General features: G+C 38.8%; 22 protein-coding genes and 3 tRNA genes. 19 read left to right on the top strand and 6 right to left on the bottom strand.

Annotated elements, in window-relative coordinates:
• Window positions 1-5: 5 nt before the first annotated feature.
• Window positions 6-752, bottom strand: a complete 747-nt coding sequence (locus B2W36_RS16940) for a copper homeostasis protein CutC (RefSeq protein ID WP_293881965.1) — start codon at window positions 750-752, stop codon at window positions 6-8.
• Between the two features lie 228 nt (window positions 753-980).
• Here B2W36_RS16940 and B2W36_RS16935 point away from each other — a divergent pair, with 228 nt between their 5' ends.
• The gene (locus B2W36_RS16935) at window positions 981-1,400 is read left to right on the top strand and encodes a hypothetical protein (protein ID WP_209581568.1); all 420 of its coding nucleotides are present in this window, start codon (window positions 981-983) and stop codon (window positions 1,398-1,400) included.
• Window positions 1,401-1,445: 45 nt separating this feature from the next.
• Window positions 1,446-1,739 (top strand): Smr/MutS family protein, encoded by a 294-nt coding sequence (locus B2W36_RS16930; protein WP_209581567.1) that lies wholly within the window; start codon window positions 1,446-1,448, stop codon window positions 1,737-1,739.
• Between the two features lie 41 nt (window positions 1,740-1,780).
• On the opposite strand, the gene B2W36_RS16925 is transcribed toward B2W36_RS16930, so the two are convergent.
• The 3 genes from B2W36_RS16925 to B2W36_RS16915 all read right to left on the bottom strand — a co-directional run bounded on the left by B2W36_RS16925 (window position 1,781) and on the right by B2W36_RS16915 (window position 3,372).
• Window positions 1,781-2,761, bottom strand: coding sequence for a 3-keto-disaccharide hydrolase (locus tag B2W36_RS16925; protein WP_293888849.1), 981 nt, complete (start codon window positions 2,759-2,761; stop codon window positions 1,781-1,783).
• Between the two features lie 129 nt (window positions 2,762-2,890).
• A tRNA-Pro gene (locus B2W36_RS16920) sits at window positions 2,891-2,964 on the bottom strand.
• Between the two features lie 334 nt (window positions 2,965-3,298).
• Window positions 3,299-3,372, bottom strand: a tRNA-Pro gene (locus B2W36_RS16915).
• A gap of 378 nt (window positions 3,373-3,750) precedes the next feature.
• Here B2W36_RS16915 and B2W36_RS16910 point away from each other — a divergent pair.
• The gene (locus B2W36_RS16910; protein WP_293888848.1) at window positions 3,751-6,126 is read left to right on the top strand and encodes an ABC transporter permease; all 2,376 of its coding nucleotides are present in this window, start codon (window positions 3,751-3,753) and stop codon (window positions 6,124-6,126) included.
• Window positions 6,127-6,168: 42 nt separating this feature from the next.
• Here the strand turns inward: B2W36_RS16910 and B2W36_RS16905 are convergent.
• Window positions 6,169-6,242 (bottom strand) — tRNA-Pro (locus B2W36_RS16905).
• A gap of 342 nt (window positions 6,243-6,584) precedes the next feature.
• Between B2W36_RS16905 and rplS the strand changes: the two genes are divergently transcribed.
• From rplS to B2W36_RS16880, 5 genes are all read left to right on the top strand, one after another.
• Window positions 6,585-6,932: a 50S ribosomal protein L19 gene (gene rplS / locus B2W36_RS16900; RefSeq protein WP_209581561.1), complete on the top strand. Its 348-nt coding sequence runs from the start codon at window positions 6,585-6,587 to the stop codon at window positions 6,930-6,932.
• A gap of 246 nt (window positions 6,933-7,178) precedes the next feature.
• A complete protein-coding gene (locus tag B2W36_RS16895) occupies window positions 7,179-8,264 on the top strand; it encodes a carbohydrate-binding family 9-like protein (RefSeq protein ID WP_293881955.1) in 1,086 nt (361 codons plus the stop codon).
• A gap of 123 nt (window positions 8,265-8,387) precedes the next feature.
• Window positions 8,388-9,998 carry a CTP synthase gene (locus B2W36_RS16890; protein WP_293881953.1) on the top strand — a complete coding sequence of 537 codons (1,611 nt, stop codon included), beginning with the start codon at window positions 8,388-8,390 and terminating at the stop codon, window positions 9,996-9,998.
• Window positions 9,999-10,037: 39 nt separating this feature from the next.
• On the top strand, window positions 10,038-11,861 hold the full coding sequence (yidC, locus tag B2W36_RS16885) for a membrane protein insertase YidC (RefSeq protein WP_293888847.1): 1,824 nt from the start codon (window positions 10,038-10,040) through the stop codon (window positions 11,859-11,861).
• Between the two features lie 121 nt (window positions 11,862-11,982).
• Window positions 11,983-12,768: an META domain-containing protein gene (locus tag B2W36_RS16880; RefSeq protein ID WP_293888845.1), complete on the top strand. Its 786-nt coding sequence runs from the start codon at window positions 11,983-11,985 to the stop codon at window positions 12,766-12,768.
• 106 nt (window positions 12,769-12,874) lie between these two features.
• Here B2W36_RS16880 and B2W36_RS16875 read toward each other — a convergent pair whose 3' ends face one another.
• Window positions 12,875-14,224 (bottom strand): acyl-CoA dehydrogenase family protein, encoded by a 1,350-nt coding sequence (locus tag B2W36_RS16875; protein WP_293888844.1) that lies wholly within the window; start codon window positions 14,222-14,224, stop codon window positions 12,875-12,877.
• Window positions 14,225-14,580: 356 nt separating this feature from the next.
• Between B2W36_RS16875 and B2W36_RS16870 the strand changes: the two genes are divergently transcribed.
• The 11 genes from B2W36_RS16870 to B2W36_RS16820 all read left to right on the top strand — a co-directional run bounded on the left by B2W36_RS16870 (window position 14,581) and on the right by B2W36_RS16820 (window position 23,384).
• Window positions 14,581-14,805 carry a hypothetical protein gene (locus B2W36_RS16870; RefSeq protein ID WP_286778244.1) on the top strand — a complete coding sequence of 75 codons (225 nt, stop codon included), beginning with the start codon at window positions 14,581-14,583 and terminating at the stop codon, window positions 14,803-14,805.
• A 145-nt stretch (window positions 14,806-14,950) separates the two neighbouring features.
• Window positions 14,951-15,154, top strand: coding sequence for a hypothetical protein (locus B2W36_RS16865; protein ID WP_293888842.1), 204 nt, complete (start codon window positions 14,951-14,953; stop codon window positions 15,152-15,154).
• 128 nt (window positions 15,155-15,282) lie between these two features.
• Window positions 15,283-16,632, top strand: a complete 1,350-nt coding sequence (purB, locus tag B2W36_RS16860) for an adenylosuccinate lyase (RefSeq protein ID WP_293888840.1) — start codon at window positions 15,283-15,285, stop codon at window positions 16,630-16,632.
• Between the two features lie 74 nt (window positions 16,633-16,706).
• Window positions 16,707-17,261, top strand: coding sequence for a NifU family protein (locus tag B2W36_RS16855; protein WP_209581510.1), 555 nt, complete (start codon window positions 16,707-16,709; stop codon window positions 17,259-17,261).
• Window positions 17,262-17,544: 283 nt separating this feature from the next.
• Entirely contained in the window at window positions 17,545-18,393 is an 849-nt protein-coding gene (locus B2W36_RS16850; protein ID WP_293888839.1) for a transketolase, read from the top strand.
• Between the two features lies 1 nt (window position 18,394).
• Window positions 18,395-19,348 carry a transketolase family protein gene (locus B2W36_RS16845; RefSeq protein WP_293881937.1) on the top strand — a complete coding sequence of 318 codons (954 nt, stop codon included), beginning with the start codon at window positions 18,395-18,397 and terminating at the stop codon, window positions 19,346-19,348.
• 21 nt (window positions 19,349-19,369) lie between these two features.
• Window positions 19,370-19,915: an RNA polymerase sigma factor gene (locus B2W36_RS16840; RefSeq protein ID WP_046671841.1), complete on the top strand. Its 546-nt coding sequence runs from the start codon at window positions 19,370-19,372 to the stop codon at window positions 19,913-19,915.
• 33 nt (window positions 19,916-19,948) lie between these two features.
• Window positions 19,949-20,902, top strand: coding sequence for a hypothetical protein (locus tag B2W36_RS16835; protein WP_293888836.1), 954 nt, complete (start codon window positions 19,949-19,951; stop codon window positions 20,900-20,902).
• Entirely contained in the window at window positions 20,902-21,321 is a 420-nt protein-coding gene (locus B2W36_RS16830) for a hypothetical protein (protein WP_293888834.1), read from the top strand. The genes B2W36_RS16835 and B2W36_RS16830 overlap by 1 nt, the downstream gene beginning before the upstream one ends.
• Window positions 21,322-21,382: 61 nt before the next feature.
• On the top strand, window positions 21,383-22,570 hold the full coding sequence (locus B2W36_RS16825; protein ID WP_293888832.1) for an aspartate aminotransferase family protein: 1,188 nt from the start codon (window positions 21,383-21,385) through the stop codon (window positions 22,568-22,570).
• 52 nt (window positions 22,571-22,622) lie between these two features.
• The gene (locus tag B2W36_RS16820) at window positions 22,623-23,384 is read left to right on the top strand and encodes an SGNH/GDSL hydrolase family protein (protein WP_293881927.1); all 762 of its coding nucleotides are present in this window, start codon (window positions 22,623-22,625) and stop codon (window positions 23,382-23,384) included.
• Window positions 23,385-23,403: the final 19 nt, after the last annotated feature.

Raw genomic sequence — 23,403 nt, 5'->3', positions numbered from 1 at the left:
TAACTTTAAAGGCTTTTTAATAGGTCCACCATTTGGTGGACTTTTTCTTTTGAGCTCATCCACTGTGCTTCATCCATTCCATTGACTTGAGCCTGCTTAAATCTCATTTTCGAAACATGCAGCTCCTTTGCCGAACTGTGTATCGCAACTGCACCCGTTTCTTTTAAAATGTGAACGATATTAGATGCATCGACACCTGCACCAGGCATAATTACAATACGGCCACTGGCTTGTTGAACCAACTCTTTGAGTAATGAAACTCCAGCGAGTGCAGAATTTCTTAAACCGGATGTCAAAATACGATCTATCCCCATATCAATAACGTCTTCCAACGCACGGAAAGGATTTTCTACGCGATCAAAGGCGCGATGGAACGTAACATGCATGGGGCGTGCAGCTTCAACCAACCGCAAGGTATTGACTTTATCGACCGTACCATCTGCATTCAGCATACCGATTACAACGCCATCCATCCCCAACTGCTTACATATTTCAATATCTGCGATCATTTCCAAAATCTCAGTCTCGGTATAAAGGAAGTCGCCTCCACGTGGCCTGATAAGCACATGAATTCCAATGTTAACCAATTTTCGTACTAACTGTAGCTGGCCAAACGAAGGTGTAGTTCCCCCGTTTTCTAAATTTTGACAAAACTCTACGCGGGTTGCTCCCCCCTTTTCGGCCTCTATAGCAGACGCCACAGAATTTGAACAGATTTCTAATTGGTAATTCCCAATCGCCTTTTCCTTCATTTGATTTTATTAAGCTATTTTTTGTTTACGCGAATAACGTAAAAAAACAGCAAATAACCTATTCTCTTCCCTGTATTGGACTAATACTAAGGTTAAAAAGAGTAAAACTAATAGTTACGCATACAAATTAAAACATTAAAAACATTCTGCTTACCTATTTGTATTTACCTTACATATTTTTATTTAAACAGCTAAAAATCAATTGTATATCATTTTAAGTAAATTATCATGGCAATTGTATCGAAGAATATGGAGACGCAGGAGAAAATTATCAGCACTTTTGAAGAGCTCCAACAAGCTATTTATGACCTTAAGCATCAAGTCGTTGAATTTGAGCTACTTTTCAATCAGGCGTGCAACAGACATATTGATTCCAATTTCCAAAAGGAATGGTTGCTGGATAGAATTTCTTCGCGCTACGATATGATAACACTTCGCCACGATGTGATGCTGCTGGTTCGCGACACAATTTCTGGATTCCGGGATTTTGACGGTTATTTTCTTGATGTCAAGCAGTTACTACAGTCGATCGAATCATTGATGCTCAGCCATGCCGATGAGGAAGAATATGAAATTGCAGCTATTATCAAAAAATGGCATGAAAAATTTGCCCAAGCGATTTATTTCGTAAACGACTTCACCTATTAAGTCGCCGTTTTGTTATACTTTTGCAGCATTGTAAAATATTGAGAAATGCGCAAACCTTCAGCTATTGTTGACTTACATACCGATGCCTTCCTTGATGATTGGGAAGATTATTCACCAGAGGAACTCTTACAGGAATCCATTGATTTTATGCGATCTAATCTAGACGCAGCTATTTATTGGGAAATGAACGAAATAAAGTTTATTCATGGCAAGGGAAAAGGAATGCTCAAAAAAATGGTTTTTGAAGAACTGAAGGAATACAAGGATAATGGATCTATTGAACGTTATTATACATCCTACCAGAATGAAGATATTGTGGTCGTTGTCATAGGAATTTAAAAAGGCTACCTATTCTCAGGCAGCCTTAGCGTGATGTGCTGTTACTTAATTGCTGGTGTAATAATCACCTTACGGAATTCAACCGGACCATGATCCCCCTGGAAATAGATCGGTCCCGGCTCTGCCTCTTTGCTATCCAACGCACCGCCAGTTATGCCTGGGATTTCTTGATTACAGATCACAGTCTTACCATTTGCCACTACCGTCACGAGACGGCCAATAAGTGTAATGTCGAATGTTTGCCATTGTCCGGCTCCTTTATTGACCATTTCATTGGCAGCTAAAAAGCCATATACCCCTGCGAAAAGCACGGCATTTGGATGGGCATCCTTGGGACTATCCTCTATCTGAACCTCATAACGACCTCTCAGGTAGACTCCACTGTTGCTCCCTGCTGGAATTTTAAACTCGACGTGCAATTTGAAATCTTCAAATTTTTGTTCAGAAACTAAATTAGATCCGGACTGCGGACTGGTCAAAATACCATTTTTTACCAACCATTGATTTGTCTTACCTGTGGCTTTCCATCCGGATAGATCTTTTCCATTAAATAGTTGAATAGGTTTACCCCATTTGACAGCAGCGGTGCGCTTTAGTTCTGGAGCGCGTGTACCTTTAAAACGATATGTTTTGCCATCCGGCTCTGTTATCGTTCCTTCCAAAACACCATTGACAAGTTCGCCCTCCACACTCAAATTCATCTTTCCACTCTCCCATTGAGGAGGGATAGAAAACTTAAATTTTCCTTTTTCGTAAAACACATGAGAAACCGGTCGGGCACTCCCAGAAGTACTCACATAGTGACCGACTAACGTTCTATAGCCTGACAATTTCACCTCTAACCAGGATGGTGCTGGTGTACCGTTGACATCCACTTCGATATCCCATCGCCCTATCAGCTCTTTACCCTCTACATCTTGTTGATAATGGAAAGACTCTCCAACTGAATGTGTAGCAAAGGTTACTTGCGGTAATGCACAAGAGGCCAAAATTCCTAAAAGAAATGCCGCTTTTCTGTTCATATTATTTATGTTTATATTCGAATTGACAGTAAATTTAAAGCAATTTAACTGTTTAACAGCGGGTTTACAAGGATATTATGTTAAAAATAGATATAAAAAAAGCCCTAACTTTCGTTAGAGCTCTCTTAGTCGGGGTGGCAGGATTCGAACCTACGACCTCCACATCCCAAATGTGGCGCGATACCGGGCTACGCTACACCCCGAAAAAGGTATCACCTTTGTTTTGTGTGGCACAAAAGTACATTAAATATAGCTATCTTTCAAGAATATTCTTCATAAAACACTTAACAAACTGATTTATTGTAAAATAATTTATAAAAGATTTAATGCCTCAATCAATTTCGGTATAAAAACTAATATAACACCCCCCTAATTTGTAGAATAAATACACAAGCAAACGATTAAATAGTGGTAGCTTAAACGGCAGGACCGGCTAAATGTTCTAAAGATTGAGCAATAGCGTATCTGAAAAACCCGATATCTTCACTCTGTCCCGAAACAAAAAAAAGCCCTAACTTTCGTTAGAGCTTTTTCTAGTCGGGGTGGCAGGATTCGAACCTACGACCTCCACATCCCAAATGTGGCGCGATACCGGGCTACGCTACACCCCGAAAAGGTATCACCTTTGTTTTGTGTGCACAAATATACGCTTCTTACAATTTATTTGCAAATGAAATGCACAAAATAAAACTAACCTGTTGTTTCATTGCGACATATTCTTCTCACAACCGTCTTTTCCATTTACAGCACCTCTCCGATAACTCGCTTTTATTTCAGCACTTAACATGTTCGGATATGAACATCAGGTGTTCATATCCAAACACTTAAATCATTAAAAAAAATGTAATTCATTAACTACTAGATATTTATTGATTTGGCAGTTTTTTTGAAACTGACCTAAATTAATATTTTTAAGAGTCTGTAGATTAAGATATTATTCAAAGCTATTGATTATCAGAAGATCAAAATGAACACATATAACGAAAAGTATGATAAAGAATTATTTACAAATCGCATGGCGGAACCTGATGAAAAACAAGGTCTTCTCCTTTATCAATATTCTTGGTTTAACGATAGGGATCACGGTCTGTGCTATGATATTCCTATTTATTGCCAATCAGTTTAGTTTTGACAAATTTCACAGCCAGGGTGACCGCATTTATCGCCTCATGCGCGGTTTCGACAATAGCAAAGATCGTGCACCTTATTTATCTGCCCCATATGCTCCTGCCCTATTAACCGATTATCCGGATGAAATCAAAAAGGCTGTACGAGTCATGCCCGCCAATGGACTATTCGCTTTTGATAGCATTACGTTCAATGAAAAAAAACTCTTTATTGCTGATGCTGATTTCTTTGAACTCTTTAGCTTTCCCCTGCTCAAAGGAAATCCAACGACTGTTTTGAAAAACCCAACAAGTGTAGTATTAACAGAAAAAACAGCGAGAAAATATTTTGGAAATGACAATCCAATTGGCAAAATACTCCAGTTGGATAAAAGCAAACAACTCACCGTTACAGGGATTGCAAAAGATCTTCCGGTCAACTCTCACTTAGATTTTGATTTGGTCATTCCATTATCCAACTATATCAATACCGAACCGTTCAAAGCATGGGAAAACAACAACTTATTTACTTATATCCTACTCAACGAAAATAAAAACGCCCAAAAACTTGAAAATCAGCTCCCCTCTTTTATGGACAGGCATATGAAAGCGGTTTCCACAAATATGGGAATTCATTTTGATCTAGCGCTCACCCCGCTGAAAGACGTATATCTTGAGTCACACAGCGCATTTGACAGTGCAAAACATGGTGATAAAAAAGTCATTTACATCTTTTTATCGATCGCCATACTCATATTGGTTATCGCCTGCATCAACTTCATGAATCTTTCAACGATACGTGCGGTTGACCGATCAAAAGAAGTCGGCTTACGGAAGGTGCTCGGAGCACAACGTATTCAATTAATGGGACAGTTTATCGGAGAGTCTATTTTACTAACTGCAATATCCTGTTTGCTCGCCATCTGCCTGCTACAACTATTAATGCCCATATACAATCAGCTCTTGGGATACACGCTGACAGTTCCCTGGAATTGGTGGCCCATCTATATTTTTCTACTGGCGCTTATCGTTATTGTAGGCTTATTAGCAGGCAGCTATCCTGCATTATACCTTTCGACCTTTTCCCCTACACAAGCATTAAAAGGCAAATTACGCATAGGTAAAGGTGGAACGGTGTTTCGCCATACGTTAGTTGTGGTGCAGTTCAGCATCTCCATTCTGCTTATCATAGGTACAATGATTATTACCAAGCAGATGAAATATGTAAAAGAAATGGGGCTTGGATACGACGACCAACAGACCGTCGTTATCCCTATTGACAATGAAGAACTATATAACAACCTACGTACATTCAAAAATGAACTATCTGCGAGCAGAGACATTGCATCGGTCTCCTTTATGTCTGGCGAACCAGGCGGCTTTTTCGATAGCCACACATTTGAAGTAGAGAGAAAAATCGGTGAGAAGTGGAAATCCAGAACTGAATTCACTGATTTTGATTACGTAAGCACCTTAAAACTTAAAATAATTGCCGGCCGTAACTTCTCGGCGCAATATCCAACAGACTCCGCTAGCGCCGTACTAGTTAATCGTACTGCAGCATCAATGCTCGGATATACTCCAGAACAGGCCGTTGGAAAATGGATAAAAAATACGATCCGTGACCAATCTCCACGAACAATCATCGGCGTAGTGGACGACTTCAACTTTCTATCCCTAAAAGAAAACATGGATGCACTCGTGATTTCTCCTTCCGATGACCTAAGGGTAGCGCTTCTGAGATTGAACACAAAGGATTTCCCTGCGGCGCTAAATACTATTAAAAAGGCATTTGCTAAATCAGCTCCCTTATACCCTTTTGAATATAGCTTTTTGGACCAAAAGTTTGACACCCTCTACAAAACCGACCTCAGGCAACAGCGCATTCTTAGTCTTTTTGCGGGATTAGCCATATTTATAGCCTGTCTCGGCCTGTACGGCCTAGCTTCATTTACGGCTACCAAAAGAAATAAAGAGATTGGAATACGTAAGGTGCTTGGCGCCTCGGTATCCGGCGTTACAGCATTGTTGTCAAAAGATTTTCTGAAACCCGTACTAATTGCTTTACTTATCGCGGCACCAACGGCCTGGCTGATCATGAATAAATGGCTGGAGGACTTTGCTTACCGCATTACTATTCCATGGTGGCTCTTTTTGCTCGCTGGAGCTGTGACGATAGCTATCGCTCTGATGACGGTAGGATGGCAAGCCATCCGAATAGCGATAGCCAATCCTGTAAATAGTTTACGAGACGAATAATAGACAAAACAAAAAAAGCTCGACGAATGTCGAGCTTTTAAGTCGGGGTGGCAGGATTCGAACCTACGACCTCCACATCCCAAATGTGGCGCGATACCGGGCTACGCTACACCCCGAAAAGGTATCACCTTTGTTTTGTGTGGCACAAATATCTAATCATTTTTTGACTTTGTCAACAGTCGACCAAAAAATAATCACTAACCAACTGATTAATTGCATACTATTTTTACAGGAATAATATATTCTCTAGCCTTTCCTTGTCGAAAACCCCGCCTAAATAACTGCCAAAGGAATATTCAAAATATCTTTAAATTATCCAATTCATTTTCATATCTTTGCATCCGATTTGAATATCAGTCAATAGTTTTTTAAAAAAGTATTTTTATATTCAGAAAATAAGTCGTAATATTGCATTCCGATTTTTACAGGATATAAATCGTTAATAATTACTCGAAATCATGGATTTAGTAAAATTTGTAGAAGAACAAGCGGTAGTAAAGAATGAAATTCCCGCTTTCAAAGCTGGAGATACCATCAGCGTTCATTATAAAATTCGCGAAGGAAATAAAGAGCGTGTACAGGTGTACCAAGGTGTAGTAATTCAATTAAACAGCGAAGGTGCTAACGCTACTTTTACCGTTCGTAAAATCTCAAACGGTGTAGGTGTTGAACGTATTTTCCCTGTAAACTCACCAAACATTGAAAAAATTGTAGTAAACAGCTACGGTAAAGTTCGTCGCGCGAAATTATTCTATTTACGCGGCCTTACTGGTAAAGCTGCTCGTATTAAATCGAAAAGAATCTAATTACGACTACCACGGCATAAAAAAAGGCTTTGAAATCAATCATTCAAAGCCTTTTTTTATGGACTATAGATTTCCTTTTTACCCCCCAATACATATTACCAACTTCCTTCTGTAATAAATTTAGGATAATTATATCTTGCTCTTTAAAATAGTCCCCTCTTTTTGCCTCACTAAAACATTTTACTTACTTTTAATACCGTATTATCTTCACTTTATTTTTGGCTCGAATAATTAAACTATATATCGATGAGAACTATCGCTTTTATCCTTATTTTTATTATCTATCCGAACTTTGCTTTCGCACAGCGGAATATGAAAGAATTTCTTCAACTACAGCCGCAGCCTCAAGTGTATTATGTGCAGCCAATAACAGATGCTATTATTATAGATGGCAAAGACAGTGAAGATTCGTGGTCTAAAGCCGTATGGACAGATTCTTTTAAGGATATTGAAGGAGCACAAAAACCTCATCCCATATTTGACACAAAAGTCAAGATGCTTTGGGACAAGGAAAACCTATACTTATTTGCTAAGCTTGAAGAGCCTCATATTAAAGGATATTTAAAACAAAAGGACACCATCATTTATCACGACAATGACTTTGAGGTTTTTCTTAAGCCAAATTTACTATCTCCGGAATATATAGAGATTGAAGTAAATGCTTTAAATACGGTCATGGATCTTTTGATGACTAAACCGTATCGCTTTGGCGGCAGGGCTAATCTAAATTGGGACACAAAAGATATTGAAAGCGCCGTTTATCATTCAGGAACAATCAACAACCCAAAAGATAAAGATGAATATTGGACAGTGGAAATGAAAATACCGGTTAAGAGTCTGAAATACTTTGGCGAAGGAGATCAGATTAAGGCCAATGAGATCTGGAAGATAAATTTCTCCCGCGTTCAATGGCTTTATGAGAATACGGGAACAACTTATAGCAAGAAAAAAGACGATACTGGAAAGACTCTTGCCGAGGAGAACTGGGTATGGTCTCCTATTGGTCTTGTTAATATGCATTATCCTGAACGATGGGGACATATCAAATTTATCGATAGTTCCAATCAGCTATTTATCGATGAGCAATTCTTATCTCTTGAAAAAATGGCCTGGAATATTTCTTATTTACAACAAATCTTTAGAAACGATAAAAAACGCTATGCGACGTCTATTTTGGAATTGAGCAAACTATATCCTGAAATTTTGAATGAGCGGAAAAAATATGACATCATATTTTCAAATAGTAATAATTTCTATCGTGTTGAAATCAAGTCAAAAACAAAGCGTACATTAAAGACAACTATAGATAGCCGGGGTAATATTTATTTTTAATTTAATTATTAGAGCAATCTTCAATGCTAATTTTTAATAATAATTGCTACCTTTGTATCCCGTACATAAAGCAACTATTATTGGTCATTTTGACCACATAAAATTGAAAATCCTTTAATTGTTATGACTAAATATATTTTTGTTACGGGCGGCGTTACTTCGTCGTTGGGGAAAGGTATTATTGCTGCCTCCCTTGCTAAACTTCTCCAAGCGCGTGGCTATAAAGTTACCATTCAAAAATTTGACCCTTACATTAACATTGATCCAGGAACACTAAATCCATATGAACATGGCGAATGTTATGTGACTGAAGATGGCGCCGAAACTGACCTTGATTTGGGTCATTACGAGCGTTTCTTGAATGTCCCTACCTCACAAGCAAACAATGTCACAACAGGCCGCATCTATCAACACGTTATCCAACAGGAACGTGAAGGTGCATATTTAGGAAAAACCGTTCAAGTAATTCCGCATATCACAGATGAGATAAAACGCAGAATGCAATTGCTGGGAGAGTCTGGTCAATATGATATTGTGATCACCGAATTAGGAGGAACTGTTGGTGATATTGAATCTTTACCCTTCGTGGAAGCAGTAAGACAACTCCGTTGGGAATTGGGAGCCAATAATTCGTTGGTTATCCATTTGACTTTGGTTCCATATTTGGCTGCTGCTGGCGAGCTGAAAACAAAACCTACTCAACATTCTGTTAAAACATTATTGGAATATGGGGTACAACCTGATATTCTTGTTTGTCGTACAGAACATAAATTATCTCAGGAAATCCGTAAAAAATTAGCGCAATTCTGTAATGTCAATATCAATGCAGTAGTCGAATCCATCGATGCTTCTACAATTTATGATGTGCCTTTACTGATGCTGAAGGAGAACTTGGATAAAACGGCATTAACAAAACTGAAACTTTCCAACAAAAATGAGCCTGATCTGGAAAACTGGAAAAACTTTTTAGGTAAGCTAAAAAACCCGACAAATGAAATTAATATTGCATTGATTGGGAAATATGTTGAACTTCCAGATGCGTATAAATCCATTACTGAAGGATTTATCCATGCGGGTGCTACAAATGAGTGTAAAGTAAAAGTGAGTTACATTGCCGCCGAAAGTGTTACAAAAGAAAATGTTGCTGAAAAGCTAAAAGGAATGGACGGCGTGTTGGTTGCTCCAGGATTCGGTGAACGCGGTTTGGATGGTAAGTTAAATGCTATCCAATACGTTCGTGAAAATAATATTCCTTTCTTTGGGATCTGTTTAGGTATGCAATGTTCGGTAATTGAATTCGGAAGAAACGTATTGGGACTGAAAGATGCCAACAGTTTTGAGATGGATGCCAACACGACTAATCCGGTTATCAATCTGATGGAGGAGCAAAAAACCATTACCAATATGGGTGGTACCATGCGTTTGGGCGCTTACGATTGTGAAATTAAAAAAGGAACTAAAGCCTTTGCAATCTATGGCAAAACAAAAATTTCTGAAAGACACCGTCACCGTTATGAATTTAACAACGACTATTTGAAGCAATATGAAGCGGCCGGAATGATTGCTTCAGGCTTCAATCCAGAGACTGGATTGGTAGAAATTGTGGAACTGAAAAACCATCCATTTTTCGTTGCCGGACAATTTCATCCAGAATTAAAGTCAACAGTTGCAAATCCTCACCCACTTTTTGTTAGCTTTGTAGCCGCTGCTTTGGCCAACAAGAAATCAAAGTAGTAATAGAAGGATACAATTAATTAAGTTTAATTATTAAAAATGGATAGAAATACCCTAATTGGTTTGGTCCTGATGTTTGCTATCATCACTGGTTCATTTTACCTGATGAAGCCTTCAGAATCAGAAATCAAACAAGAACAAGCGCGACAAGAGGCTAAAGCGCGTACAGAAAAAGGACTTCCTGCTGAAAGTGACTCTACCGCGAAAGCCAAAACAGCACAAACAGCAGTGATTGCTGATTCGGCGGAACTGAAAAAGCCTTTTGGTGCCACGAAATTTGGAACCGAGAAAGTCATCACGATTGAAAATGAAAAAATCATTGCCAAGATCAGCACGAAAGGCGGTAAAGTTAAATCTGTCGAACTAAAAGGTGAAAAGAATTTCAATGGAAAACCGTTGATGCTTTTTGAAGGTGAGGACAATAAATTTGGTTTTCTGTTTAATGCAGCGGGTCAAAACGTGGCAACAAACGATTTGTACTTCAATACAGAATCTTCGGATATCCAAGTTTCTGGTGAAGGAAAACAATCGGTAAAATTCAGACTAAATTACAGTGCCGACCAATACATTGAATATATATACTCTATTGCCGGCAAAGGTTATAATGTAGCGCTGGACATCCATACAAAAGGGATACAGAATTTAGTTCCACAAAGTCAAAAAACGTTGACCCTTAACTGGAATACCACGTTAAGACAGAAGGAACAAAATATAGAGTCTGAAAGACAAAAATCTACTCTTTACTATAAAGAAGACAATAAGGTAGATCATCTTTCAGAATCAAAAGACGCTGATGAAGCATTGGAGAAAAAAGTGGAATGGATTGCTTTTAAGCAACATTACTTTTCTAGTATCTTGAACGCGAAAGATGGTTTTGTGAATGCTAAAGTGGATGTAAAACATGCGACTGAATCGGATGTCATCAAGTTTTACAATACGAACGCGGAATTAGCATTTGACAACCATAAGGACAATAGCTATTCGTTGAACTTCTTCTTTGGTCCCAACCAATACAATGTGCTGAAAGCGGAGGGTAATGATTATCAATCGATCATCAATATGGGCTGGGGCCCTATGCGTTGGATCAACCAATGGATTACAGTACCGGTATTCAACTTCCTGGATGGTTTCCATATGAGCTACGGTATCGTTATACTCTTATTGACACTGATGTTGAAATTGATCCTTTCGCCAATGACCTACAAATCTTATGTTTCTATGGCCAAAATGCGCGTATTAAAACCGCAGCTGGACGAGATCAAAGCAAAAGTCGGCGAAGACAACCAAATGTTGATGCAACAGGAGCAAATGAAATTGTACAAACAGGTCGGTGTCAATCCTCTTGGTGGATGCCTTCCCCTCGTATTACAAATGCCTTTTACAATTGCATTCTTCTATTTCTTCCCAAATTTGTTTGAATTGAGAGGACAGAGTTTCTTGTTTATGAAGGACATGTCAACCTATGATACCCTATTCACATTTGCTCCCATCTTTGGATCGTTTAACCACATTTCTTTGATGTGTATCCTGATGACGTTAACAACGTTGTTGACCACTTGGTATAACAATGCTACATCAGGCGCTACAGGTCAGATGAAATACATGGGCTATATCATGCCGTTGATTTTCTTCTTTGTGTTGAACAGCTTCCCGGCTGGTTTGAACTACTATTACTTCTTGAGTGCTTTATTTACATTCTTGACGCAATTGGTAATCCGCACCATGGTGAATGATGAGAAAATATTAGCTAAATTGGAGGAGAACAAAAAGAATCCAAAAGCAGAAAAAAAATCAAGCTTCCAGGCTAAAATGGAAGAAATGATGCGTGCTCAACAGCAGGCACAACAAAATAAAAATAAATAGTAACATTTATTCGATTGATAAATAAGGCTTCCAGATTGGAAGCCTTATTTGTTTGTAAACTTTTGTAGCACTTTGCCAAACCAAACGTTAAAAGGGATGTTAATAGGTTAAAATTTAAAATATGAACTTTAAAAACTTCGCAATATTGGCCATCTTAAGTATTGGTCTTGGTAGTTGTTCTGTCGTCAATAAGAAGTCGACTGATCAAAGTGAAAACAGTTCGACATCAGCTGTCATTGGAAAAAAGTGGCAATTAATTGAAATCAATGGGCATGCCGTAGCGGATCAAATCAATGGTAAAATGCCCTATCTGCAACTGGAGGAAAAACGCTACAGTGCAAGTGGGGGCTGCAATGGCATCGGAGGAGATTTAATACTATCCAAAAATGGAAAAATTAAATTTGGTCAGGGAATGTCAACTATGATGGCCTGTCCGGACATGTCTATCGAACAAGCGCTATCAAAAAACTTGATCGCTGCAGATAATTACACTGTCAACAATGGTATTCTTAGCCTGAACAAAGCTAAAATGGCTCCATTGGCAAAATTTAAGTTGATCCAGGACGATAAGCAGCAACTTTCTGGAACTTGGGAGCTTGATTATATATCGGGCGCACGCATTGCTTTCGATGGTCTATATCCCGACCGTAAACCAACAATGATATTTGACGCGGTCAGCGGAAAGGTAAATGGCAATAGTAGCTGTAACAACTATAATATGACGTTCAAAACCAATGGAAATAGTATTAATTTCGGCCCAATTATGTCAACAAAAATGGCTTGCGAAGGGAATGGCGAAGCAACTTTTTTCTCTACCTTAGAAAAGGTAAACACATACAGTATCAGCGAGAATACCCTAACATTTATCATGGGCGATATCGCCATGATGCGGTTTAAACGCAAATAGTCAAGTTCGGTTTGCGTTTAATTCAGCTAAAAAGGGCTTTGTTGTTTAACAAAGTCCTTTTTAGTAATTCTCGACATCAAGAAACGAAAAGTTAGCCGGAAAGCAGCTACACGAAAGCACTAAATCCAGTTATACTTCGACCAACAATGAGGGAATTAATCTCCTTTGTACCCTCATAGGAATAAATTGCTTCTGCATCCGCCAGAAATCGCGCGACATTATACTCTAACAAAATGCCATTGCCCCCCATCACTTCACGGGCTTTGGAAACAATATCTCTCGTACGCAAAGAGCAGAACACTTTTGCCAGCGAAGCATGTTCATCTCTTAACTCACCTCTATCCTGAAGTTCAGATAGCCTAAAGACTAGCGTTTGCATAGCGGTCAAATTGGACAACATTTCAACCAGGTGATTCTGAATAAGCTGAAAAGAGGCGATTGGCTTACCAAACTGCTTCCTTTTTCGGGTATAATCCAATGCATTTTCATAGGCTCCTCTAGCACAGCCCACAGCCATCCAGGCGACCCCGGCCCGCGTCATCTGAAGAACCTTACCTGTATCTTTAAAGGAGTCTGCCTTTTGTAAACGGTCACTTTCAGGAATGATACAATGATTTAAAGTAATGAGGCCATTCTGCACAATACGCAATGCCATCTTATCTTTGATCTTTTCGACAGAAAAACCTGGGTTATCCTTCCTTACAATAAAACCTTTGACTTCTCCATCATCGAGATCCCTAGCCCATAAAATTGTGATATCGGAAAACGTAGAATTTCCGATCCATTTTTTCTGACCATTCAAAACCCAACCATCGGTTGTTTTTTTACAAGTTGTCGTCAATCCGCCTGCAGCCCCCGAGCCCACTTCAGGTTCTGTTAATCCAAACGCACCTATCACCTGCATCTGTTGCATCTTGGGCAACCACTCTTGCTTTTGTTCTTCAGATCCGCAAAGATAAATTGACCCCATTGCCAAACCACTCTGTACGCCAAAGAATGTTGCTACAGAAGCATCCACACGTGCTATCTCAGCCGCTATAATTCCTTCCATCAAAGAACTTCCGCCCATACATCCATACCCATTGTATGTATAGCCACAAATATTTAATGCCGCCAGTTTGGGTACGATTTCAAAAGGAAATTCATCTCTCAACCAATATTTATTAACTATTGGTTTGACTTCGGTCTCCATAAATTCTCTCACCTTCAATTGTAAAGCGCGGTCTGTATCGTTTAATTTACTATCCATCGCATAGAAATCACCATTAATAGGAGGCAATTCTCGCTTTTCCTTTCCGGAATTCAGCATTTTCATTAAACCATGCAGCTGTTTATCATCCATTTTTGATACAGCATCCATAACTGCTCCCAAATCCACTTTTTTTGCTATTTCTTCCAATTTGCCAAAGTCTATCGATTTTGCCAAATCCATTATATTCTTAACTTTATCAAACATATGTGTATTTTTTTTAAAAGTGCGTACTTCTCAAAATAAGAAAAATAACCGAAAATTGTTTGCTATTTAATAACAGTTGGACCGATACATTTGTCGAGTTAGAGGCTGCACACAACTTATGCACAACAAATAGACAAGATCCACCCAGCGATTGCCTTAATTAACCTTTGTAACGCTAAAGGATAGCGCAGTCGAAAGCCTAAGATACACGTCTTGCTAAAAAAAAATAAAACTTTGATAAACAACCTTTTATATAAATTTTTAAAAAAAATATATTTTTTGGGTTACCTTTTTTGGTTACGTGTATTAACAGATGAAAAAGAAAATTATTTCAATTTAAATTAGAAAATTAGAAAATGAAAAACGCATTAAAATTCGGTTTCTTAGGTTTAGCTTTAACTGTAGCTTTCGCATCTTGTAACAATTCAGAGAAAAAAGCTGAAGGTGCTGCAGATTCAGCTTCTGCTTTAGTTGATTCAGCTGCTAACACTTTGGATTCAGCTGCTAACCACGTAGATTCAGCTGCTGTTAAAGTTGATTCTGCTGCTGCTAAAGTTGATTCAGCTGCTACTAAAAAATAATTTAGGACTGAATAAAGCTTTTGGAAGGCCTTTTTTAACAAAAGGTCTTTCTTTTTTCAAAAAGAGAAAAATCTGGGGTTACCTTTTTAATTTATCGGTATTAACCCCTAAATAACAAGATTTAAAAATATTTAATTTTAATAAAATGAAAAACGCATTCAAATTCGGTTTTTTAGGTTTAGCTTTAACATTAGCTTTCGCATCATGTGGTGAAACTGGTAAAACAACTGACGCTGCTACTGATTCAGCTAATGTTGCTTTAGATTCAGCTAACACACAATTGGATTCAGCAAAATCAGCTGTAGATTCAGCTGAGGCTAAAGTTGATTCAACTAAAGCTGCTCACTAATTTTCTGAAATAGAATTTAGACTTGATAAAAAAGCTTCCTTCACCAAGGAGGCTTTTTTTATATCTGCGCCAATTAAATTGCTAAGCTCCAAGCATTTTTTTACCTTTGCCAAAAAATCATTCAATCTATGGCTTTATCATCTTTAACAGCAGTTACTCCTATCGACGGACGCTATTACAATAACACTCATGAACTTTCAGCATTTTTTTCTGAATTTGCTTTAATAAAATATCGCGTACGCGTGGAAGTGGAATATTTTATTGCATTAGGTGAATCAGGTATTGCCCAATTGCAACAATTTGACAAAAGTCTAAATGAGAAATTGCGTGATATTTATAGAAATTTTTCTGAGGAAGATGCCATTTGGATCAAAGACACAGAGAAAGTTACGAACCATGATGTTAAAGCGGTTGAATATTTTCTAAAAGATCAATTTGAAAAATTAGGGCTACAGGACTACCTTGAATTCATTCATTTTGGTTTAACATCCCAAGATATCAATAATACAGCTATTCCGCTTTCTTGGAAAGAAGCCATTAAAGAAAGTTACTCGCCAGCGATTGACGAGTTGCTTCATGAATTAAAATCATTAGCGACGTCATGGTCAGGCATTCCGATGTTGGCCCGTACACATGGACAGCCTGCGTCTCCAACTCGATTGGGCAAAGAGTTCTATGTTTTTATCGAACGAATAGAGCGACAGTTACAACTACTCAATCAAGTTCCATATTCCGCCAAATTTGGTGGTGCAACGGGTAATTTCAATGCACATCAGGTTGCTTATCCGGAAACCAATTGGATCAATTTTGGAAATAATTTTGTCAACAATATCTTGGGTTTAGACCGTTCTCAAACCACAACGCAAATTGAACATTACGATAACTTTGCGGCGAGCTGTGATGCTTTAAAACGCATAAACAATATCCTAATCGATTTATGCCGCGATATCTGGACTTATATTTCGATGGATTATTTTAAACAAAAAATCACTGCCGGACAGATCGGTTCATCCGCTATGCCCCATAAGGTCAATCCAATTGACTTTGAAAATGCAGAAGGAAATTTGGGCATTGCAAATGCTATTTTCGAGCATCTCTCCGCTAAATTACCGATTTCACGTCTTCAGCGTGATTTAACAGATTCGACGGTTTTACGTAATATTGGTGTTCCATTTGCGCACACGCTAATTGCCGTTAAATCGACATTAAGAGGTTTACGTAAATTGATTTTAAACGAACAGGCATTGGCTGATGATCTTGAAAATAACTGGGCTGTAGTTGCCGAAGCATTACAAACCATATTAAGAAGAGAAGGCTATCCAAAACCGTACGAAGCGCTGAAAGATCTTACACGTACAAACACGCGGGTAACGAAAGAGACAATCGCAGCGTTTGTCGATCAGCTACATGTTTCCGATAAAGTCAAAGCAGAACTCAAAGCGATCAGTCCTGCTAACTACACGGGTGTCACTTTATAAGCTTTTACTTATAAATGACCTTAATAAAGCTCCTTTTGATATATATTTGCTTGGAATAAAAAAATAGATAATACATGGCTACGATTAACGTATATACAGAATCTACACCCAACCCTTCTACCATGAAATTCTTGGTCAATAAGTTATTGATCAACGGTAGTGTGGATTTTCCAAATAAAGAAGCAGCACAAGATTCACCGTTTGCACTTGAATTGTTCAAATTTAATTTTGTAAATGGCGTATTTTTCGCGAGTAACTTCGTAACTATCACCAAAACGGAAGATGCGGAATGGGAAGACATCGAAGCTTTGTTGAAAGATTTTGTAAAAGGGGCTGTAGAGTCTGAACTTGCTGTAAAAACGGTACACCACGACACAGAAGTGAATTTTGAGGGCACCGAAACTGAAGTAAAGATACAACAAGTTTTACACGATTATGTACGACCTGCTGTTGAACAGGATGGGGGTGCCATACATTATAAATCATTTAATGAAGGTGTGGTAACGGTTGAACTAAAGGGTTCTTGTAGTGGTTGTCCATCATCGACAATTACTTTAAAAGCAGGCATTGAAGGATTGTTGAAGCGCATGGTTCCGGAAGTGACTGAAGTTGTTGCTGAAGCCATGTAATCTTAGCTTCACATTTATAATAAAAAGGATTCGGCAATTAGTAGTGCTGAATCCTTTTTTTATGTCCGGTAATGTAAAAGGTCTGAAAATATCCAGCGTATCAAAGTACTAGTCAGGTAGGCAAAACTCCTCGGCTTCACTAGCATTTTTTGATTGCTATCCTGCGAACCTTCTTCTGAAGCGGCTTGATATTCGGGCATAAGTCAATATAAATTCATTTTTTAACAAGCATCTAGCTTAAAAATAGTTAACTTTACGACCAATTGTGAAACCAACAAAAAAAATGAGTGCAGATATTATCAAACTAGAACAAATTGCATCACAGGTAAGACGTGATATCGTACGTATGGTACACGCTTGTCAATCAGGACACCCAGGTGGTTCGTTAGGTTGTACAGATTACTTTGTGGCGCTTTATTTCAATGCAATGAAACGCAATCCTTCCTTTGACATGGATGGAAAAGGAGAAGATCTATTCTTCCTGTCAAATGGACACATCTCTCCTGTATTTTATAGTACATTGGCACATGCGGGATATTTTGAAGTGAGCGAATTAGCAACGTTCAGAAAAATCAATTCCAGACTTCAGGGTCACCCTACAACACACGAGGGCCTTCCGGGCATTCGTATTGCTTCGGGATCTTTGGGCCAAGGATTATCTGTTGCAATTGGTGCCGCACAGGCAAAAAAACTGAATAAAGACAATAATCTAGTTTATGTATTAATGGGTGATGGTGAATTGCAGGAGGGCCAAGTTTGGGAAGCTGCAATGTATGCACCACACAACAAAATAGACAATCTGATCGCTACTGTTGACTACAACAAAGCGCAAATTGACGGATCTACGGATCAAGTATTATCTCTTGGTGATCTTCGTGCAAAATGGGAAGCGTTCGGCTGGGATGTGATGGAAATTGCGAAAGGCAATGATATGAACGCTGTGGTAGCTGGTTTGGCAGAAGCCAAGTCACGTACAGGAAAGGGTAAACCTGTCATCATCCTAATGCATACCGAAATGGGTAGTGGTGTTGATTTTATGATGGGCTCTCACAAATGGCATGGTGTTGCTCCAAGTGACGAACAATTGGCGTCGGCGTTGAATCAGCTTACAGAAACTTTAGGAGATTACTAGAATGAAAAAATATACTTATACAGAGTCAAAAGATACACGTTCAGGATTCGGAGCGGGCTTATTGGAAGCGGGAAAGCAAGATGAAAATGTGGTTGCATTATGTGCTGATTTGATCGGTTCGTTAAAAATGAACGATTTTATTAAAGAGTTTCCAGAGCGCTTTTTCCAAATCGGTATTGCGGAAGCAAATATGATGGGTATTGCAGCCGGGTTGACTATCGGCGGTAAAATCCCATTCACGGGTACGTTCGCGAATTTCTCTACTGGCCGTGTTTACGATCAAATTCGCCAATCGATTGCATACTCTGATAAAAATGTAAAAATTGCTGCATCGCACGCGGGTTTGACATTGGGTGAAGATGGTGCAACTCACCAAATCTTAGAAGATATTGGTTTGATGAAAATGCTACCAGGAATGACGGTGATCAATCCTTGCGATTTTAATCAAACAAAAGCGGCTACTATTGCAGTAGCTAAATATGAAGGTCCAGTTTATTTGCGTTTTGGCCGCCCTGTTGTTCCTAACTTTACCCCTGCTGATCAAGAATTTGTTATTGGTAAGGCGGTGTTATTAAATGAAGGAACAGATGTTTCCATTATTGCTACGGGTCACTTAGTGTGGGAAGCTATACAAGCTGGGGAAAAATTGGCAGAATTAGGTATTAACGCCGAGATTATCAATATCCATACAATCAAACCTTTGGATGAGGAGGCTATTTTGAAATCTGTTGCCAAAACGAAATGTGTGGTAACGGCAGAAGAGCATAATCGTCTTGGTGGTTTAGGTGATAGCGTGGCTCAGGTACTAACAAGAGAGTTACCTACTCCGCAAGAGTATGTTGCTGTCAATGATAGTTTTGGGGAATCAGGTACTCCTGCTCAGTTGATGGAGAAATACGGTTTGAATGCAGCAGCTATTGTTGCAGCGGCTCAAAAAGTAATCAAAAGAAAATAACAATACTACGCAGGTCAATATATGGATGACGCTTTAATTATAGCAAAGTTCGCTGAAGAAAGTACGCGAGAAGAAGCTTTCCGTTTATTGTTGAAGAAATATCAACAGAAGATTTATTGGCATGTGCGAAGAATGGTCATCGATCATGACGATGCGGACGATGTTGTGCAGGATATCTTTGTGAAAGTATGGAAGAATCTTGGAAACTTTCGAGAAGACTCACAACTATATACTTGGCTTTATCGCATTGCAACAAATGAATGTATCACCTTCTTAAATAAGAAAAAACAAAAGCAGAACGTGTCGTTGGATGACGACACGACTGCTTATTTGGCTGAAACACTTGCTGATGGCAACTACTTCAACGGCGACAAGGCTCAAATGAAATTACAACAGGCACTGTTGACCTTGCCGGAGAAACAGAAATTGGTTTTCAATATGAAGTATTTTGAAGACATGAAATATGAAGAGATTTCGGAAGTTCTCGGAACAAGTGTTGGAGCACTTAAAGCTTCCTATCATTTGGCCGTCAAAAAAATTGAAGCTTTTTTTAACAACAACGATTAAACCTTTTGGCTAAATTGGGCTCTAAAAGATACTATGAAGGAAAATGGCACATATCATGATGGGCTGGAGCCTAACAATCTTCCAGCATCGTTGCGTAAAAATCCATTTGGCTTACCAGAAAATTATTTCAATGATCTAGAATCAAAAATAATTACGCAAGTCAAATTGGTTGAAAGCAAAGACACCGTCTTTGAGGTTCCAGAGGGGTATTTTGACAACCTTCCGGAGACCATTATGTGTAAAATCGCGGAAGATAATTTAAAAAGTCATGTCATTGTGGACGGTTTCGAAATTCCTGAAAATTATAGTTCGGAACTATCAGCATCTATTCTCAGCCAAATTTCAGAAGAAAAATTGAAAGAAAAAGTTTCATCTGATGGTTTTGCTGTACCTTCTGATTTCAACCGCATCCTTGAAAATTCTATTTTCTCACGGATAGCTGAACACCAATTGAAGGATGCAGTTCTTACAGATGGATTCGTCGCACCAGTAGACTATGAGAAAACCTTAGAATTGACTATTTTATCGCGTATTGCTGAAGAAAAATTAAAAGAAACTGTTGGTACTACCAATTTTGATGTACCGCAACACTATTTTGAGAATCTGTCAGATCGAATTATTAACACTGTACAGGAAGTTGAAAAAGATTTTACACCTGTCCACCGCATAGGCAGGCCGAAAAAATGGTACGCGCGTTATGCTGTTGCTGCATCTTTTGCAGCCATGTTGAGTATCGGGGGATACTGGGGATATCAATATCTACAACAAGATGCTGTTGCTGCAGACGGTATCACAGAGGAGCAACTGAGCCAGCATTTATCTGAAATTCCTAAGCAAGAAATCATTAATTACCTTGCGGCGTCAGCGTCTGGTGATGATATGATATATATGTCCCAATATACTGATGAAGCTAATCTCCCTACTAAAGGATTTGGTAGCAATTTATCTAAACAAGAAATAGAAGATTATCTAAATTATACCTTATAATGATGTTCAAGAAAAAATACATATGGATAACATTGTTCTTTAGTATATTTTCTATTGCCTTGAGCTTTGCACAAGACAAAAATCGTTTTCAAGCTATAGAAAATGAAAAAATAGCTTACATTACTAAAGAACTAGGTTTAACGCCAAGAGAGGCTCAGCAATTCTTCCCACTCTATAATGAGTATAGTCAAACACTTTGGGATATCAGAAAAGAAAAGTTAAATGGTAGTCCTAAAAATAGCTTTAGAAATGGTTCGAGAGATATACTACAGTACGATGCGAAGGAAGTGGAGGTCAAAAAGGAATACCGGGCTAAATTTGCCAAAGTGATTGGCAACGCGCGGGCATCGCAATTTTTCGAAGTTGAGCAAGAATTTAGGGAACATCTTTACAAATCCCTGCAGAATAGAAGAAAATAATCTTAAAAATAGAAAAGAAGTCTTAAAGACTTCTTTTTTATTTTCGGACATTTGTAATATCATGTTAAGCAACAGAGAATTATTTTTAATGAATACTGCTCAAACATCTAGCTCTCCTAGATTGGTTGAAGTGGTAAAGGCTGAAGGTGTTTACCTTTATGGCCCCAATGGAGAAGAATATATGGATTTAGTCTCCGGGTTTAATGTCAGCAATATAGGCCATCGTCATCCAAAAGTGTTAGAGGCCATAAAATCACAATTGGATAAATACTTACATGTCACCGTTTATGGTGAATTTGTGCAGGTTCCTCAAGTGCAGTTTGCAACAGAATTACTCGCAGAGCTCCCTGCTCATTTTCAATCTGTTTACTTCACTAACAGCGGAACTGAAGCGGTAGAGGGTTCCATGAAAATAGCAAAGAAATATACTGGCCGTAGGCAGATTATAGCTGCAAAAAAAGCCTATCATGGCAGCACACAGGGTGCACTCAGTCTGATCGGAAACGACGAGTATCGTAAAGCGTATGCTCCTCTCCTACCCGAAATAGATTTTATCGAGTTTAATGAGCTGGAAGACCTAACAAAGATTACCAAACAAACTGCTGCAGTTATACTCGAAGCTATTCAGGGGGAAGCTGGTGTTCGGGTGCCAGACATCGCTTACATGCAAGCCGTCAGAAGACGCTGTGATGAAACTGGTACCTTACTCATCTTTGATGAGATCCAAACTGGCTTCGGCCGGACAGGCCGTCTTTTCGCTTTTGAACACTTTGGTATTGTTCCCGATATCTTGATGCTCGCCAAAGGTATAGGCGGCGGTATGCCCTTGGGGGCTTTTATTGCAGCAAAGGAAGTTATGGATGTTATTAAAGATAATCCTATGCTTGGGCACATCACGACTTTTGGTGGCCATCCTGTGAGTTGTGCAGCAGCTCTGGCTTCGTTAGCAGTCATCAAAACAGAAAATTTAGTTGAGCAGGTAGAAAGAAAAGCTCTTTTATTCAAAGAAAAGCTCAAACATCCTGCGATCAAAGAAATTCGCGGATTAGGTCTTATGATGTGTCTTCAATTGCACTCTTTTGATCAGGTTTACAATGTGAGCAGGTACTGTGCTGAGAATGGGGTAATGATTGATTGGTATCTGCATTGTGAAACAGCCCTGCGTGTAGCTCCGCCATTGACGATTACAGAACTTGAAATCGAAAAAGCGTGTAATATCCTTATAAAAGGTTTGGAAAAGTATGCTTAAAAGTATGTAACTTTAAGCATAATAAATCCTCATAATAAACAAAAACCTAATAATGAATACGAACCGCAGATCATTTATCAAGAAAAGTATCATTGGCACCGGTCTTTTGAGTGGCGCCAGTTTACTAGGAAACGAAGTTTTCGCCCATGAATCAACATCCAGTGCCTCAAAAATAAGTTTAAATAACGACGACATTATTTTATTCCAGGGCGACTCCATTACAGATGTGGGTCGGGATAGGAATAACAGAAATGCCAATGACACTGGTGCGCTGGGTCACGGTTACGCTTTATTGGCCGCTAGTCAACTTTTAAATAAATATCCAGCAAAGAACCTCAAAGTTTATAATACAGGTATCAGTGGCAACCGTGTACCGGACCTACAGAAGCGTTGGCAGGAAGATACATTGGCCATTAAACCAACAGTATTAAGCATTTTGATTGGTGTAAACGACTTTTGGCGCACGATTGATCGGGGCGCACAAACTACAGTTGATGAATATAAATCCCAATATCAACAATTATTGCAGGAGACGCTACAAAAGCTTCCCAATGTCAAACTGATCATTGGAGAACCCTTTGCGGTCAAAGGGGTGGGCCATATTACTGATGCTTGGTATCCAAAGTTCTTGGCTTATCAAGAATCTGCCCGTGAAATAGCAAAAGAATTTGGGGGAATCTTAATTCCCTATCAAAAAATATTTGATAATGCTCAAAAGAATGCTCCTGGTGCCTACTGGGCGGCAGATGGAGTTCACCCCACACTTGCTGGGGCACAGATGATGGCATCCGCCTGGATGGAATGCATTAAATAAAAATAGCGAGCGGATATCG

This window comes from Sphingobacterium sp. UBA3549 (genome assembly GCF_002376635.1).
Classification (GTDB): domain Bacteria; phylum Bacteroidota; class Bacteroidia; order Sphingobacteriales; family Sphingobacteriaceae; genus Sphingobacterium.
The sequence above is the reverse complement of the archived record's forward strand: the minus strand, read 5'-3'. Positions and strand labels throughout refer to the sequence as shown.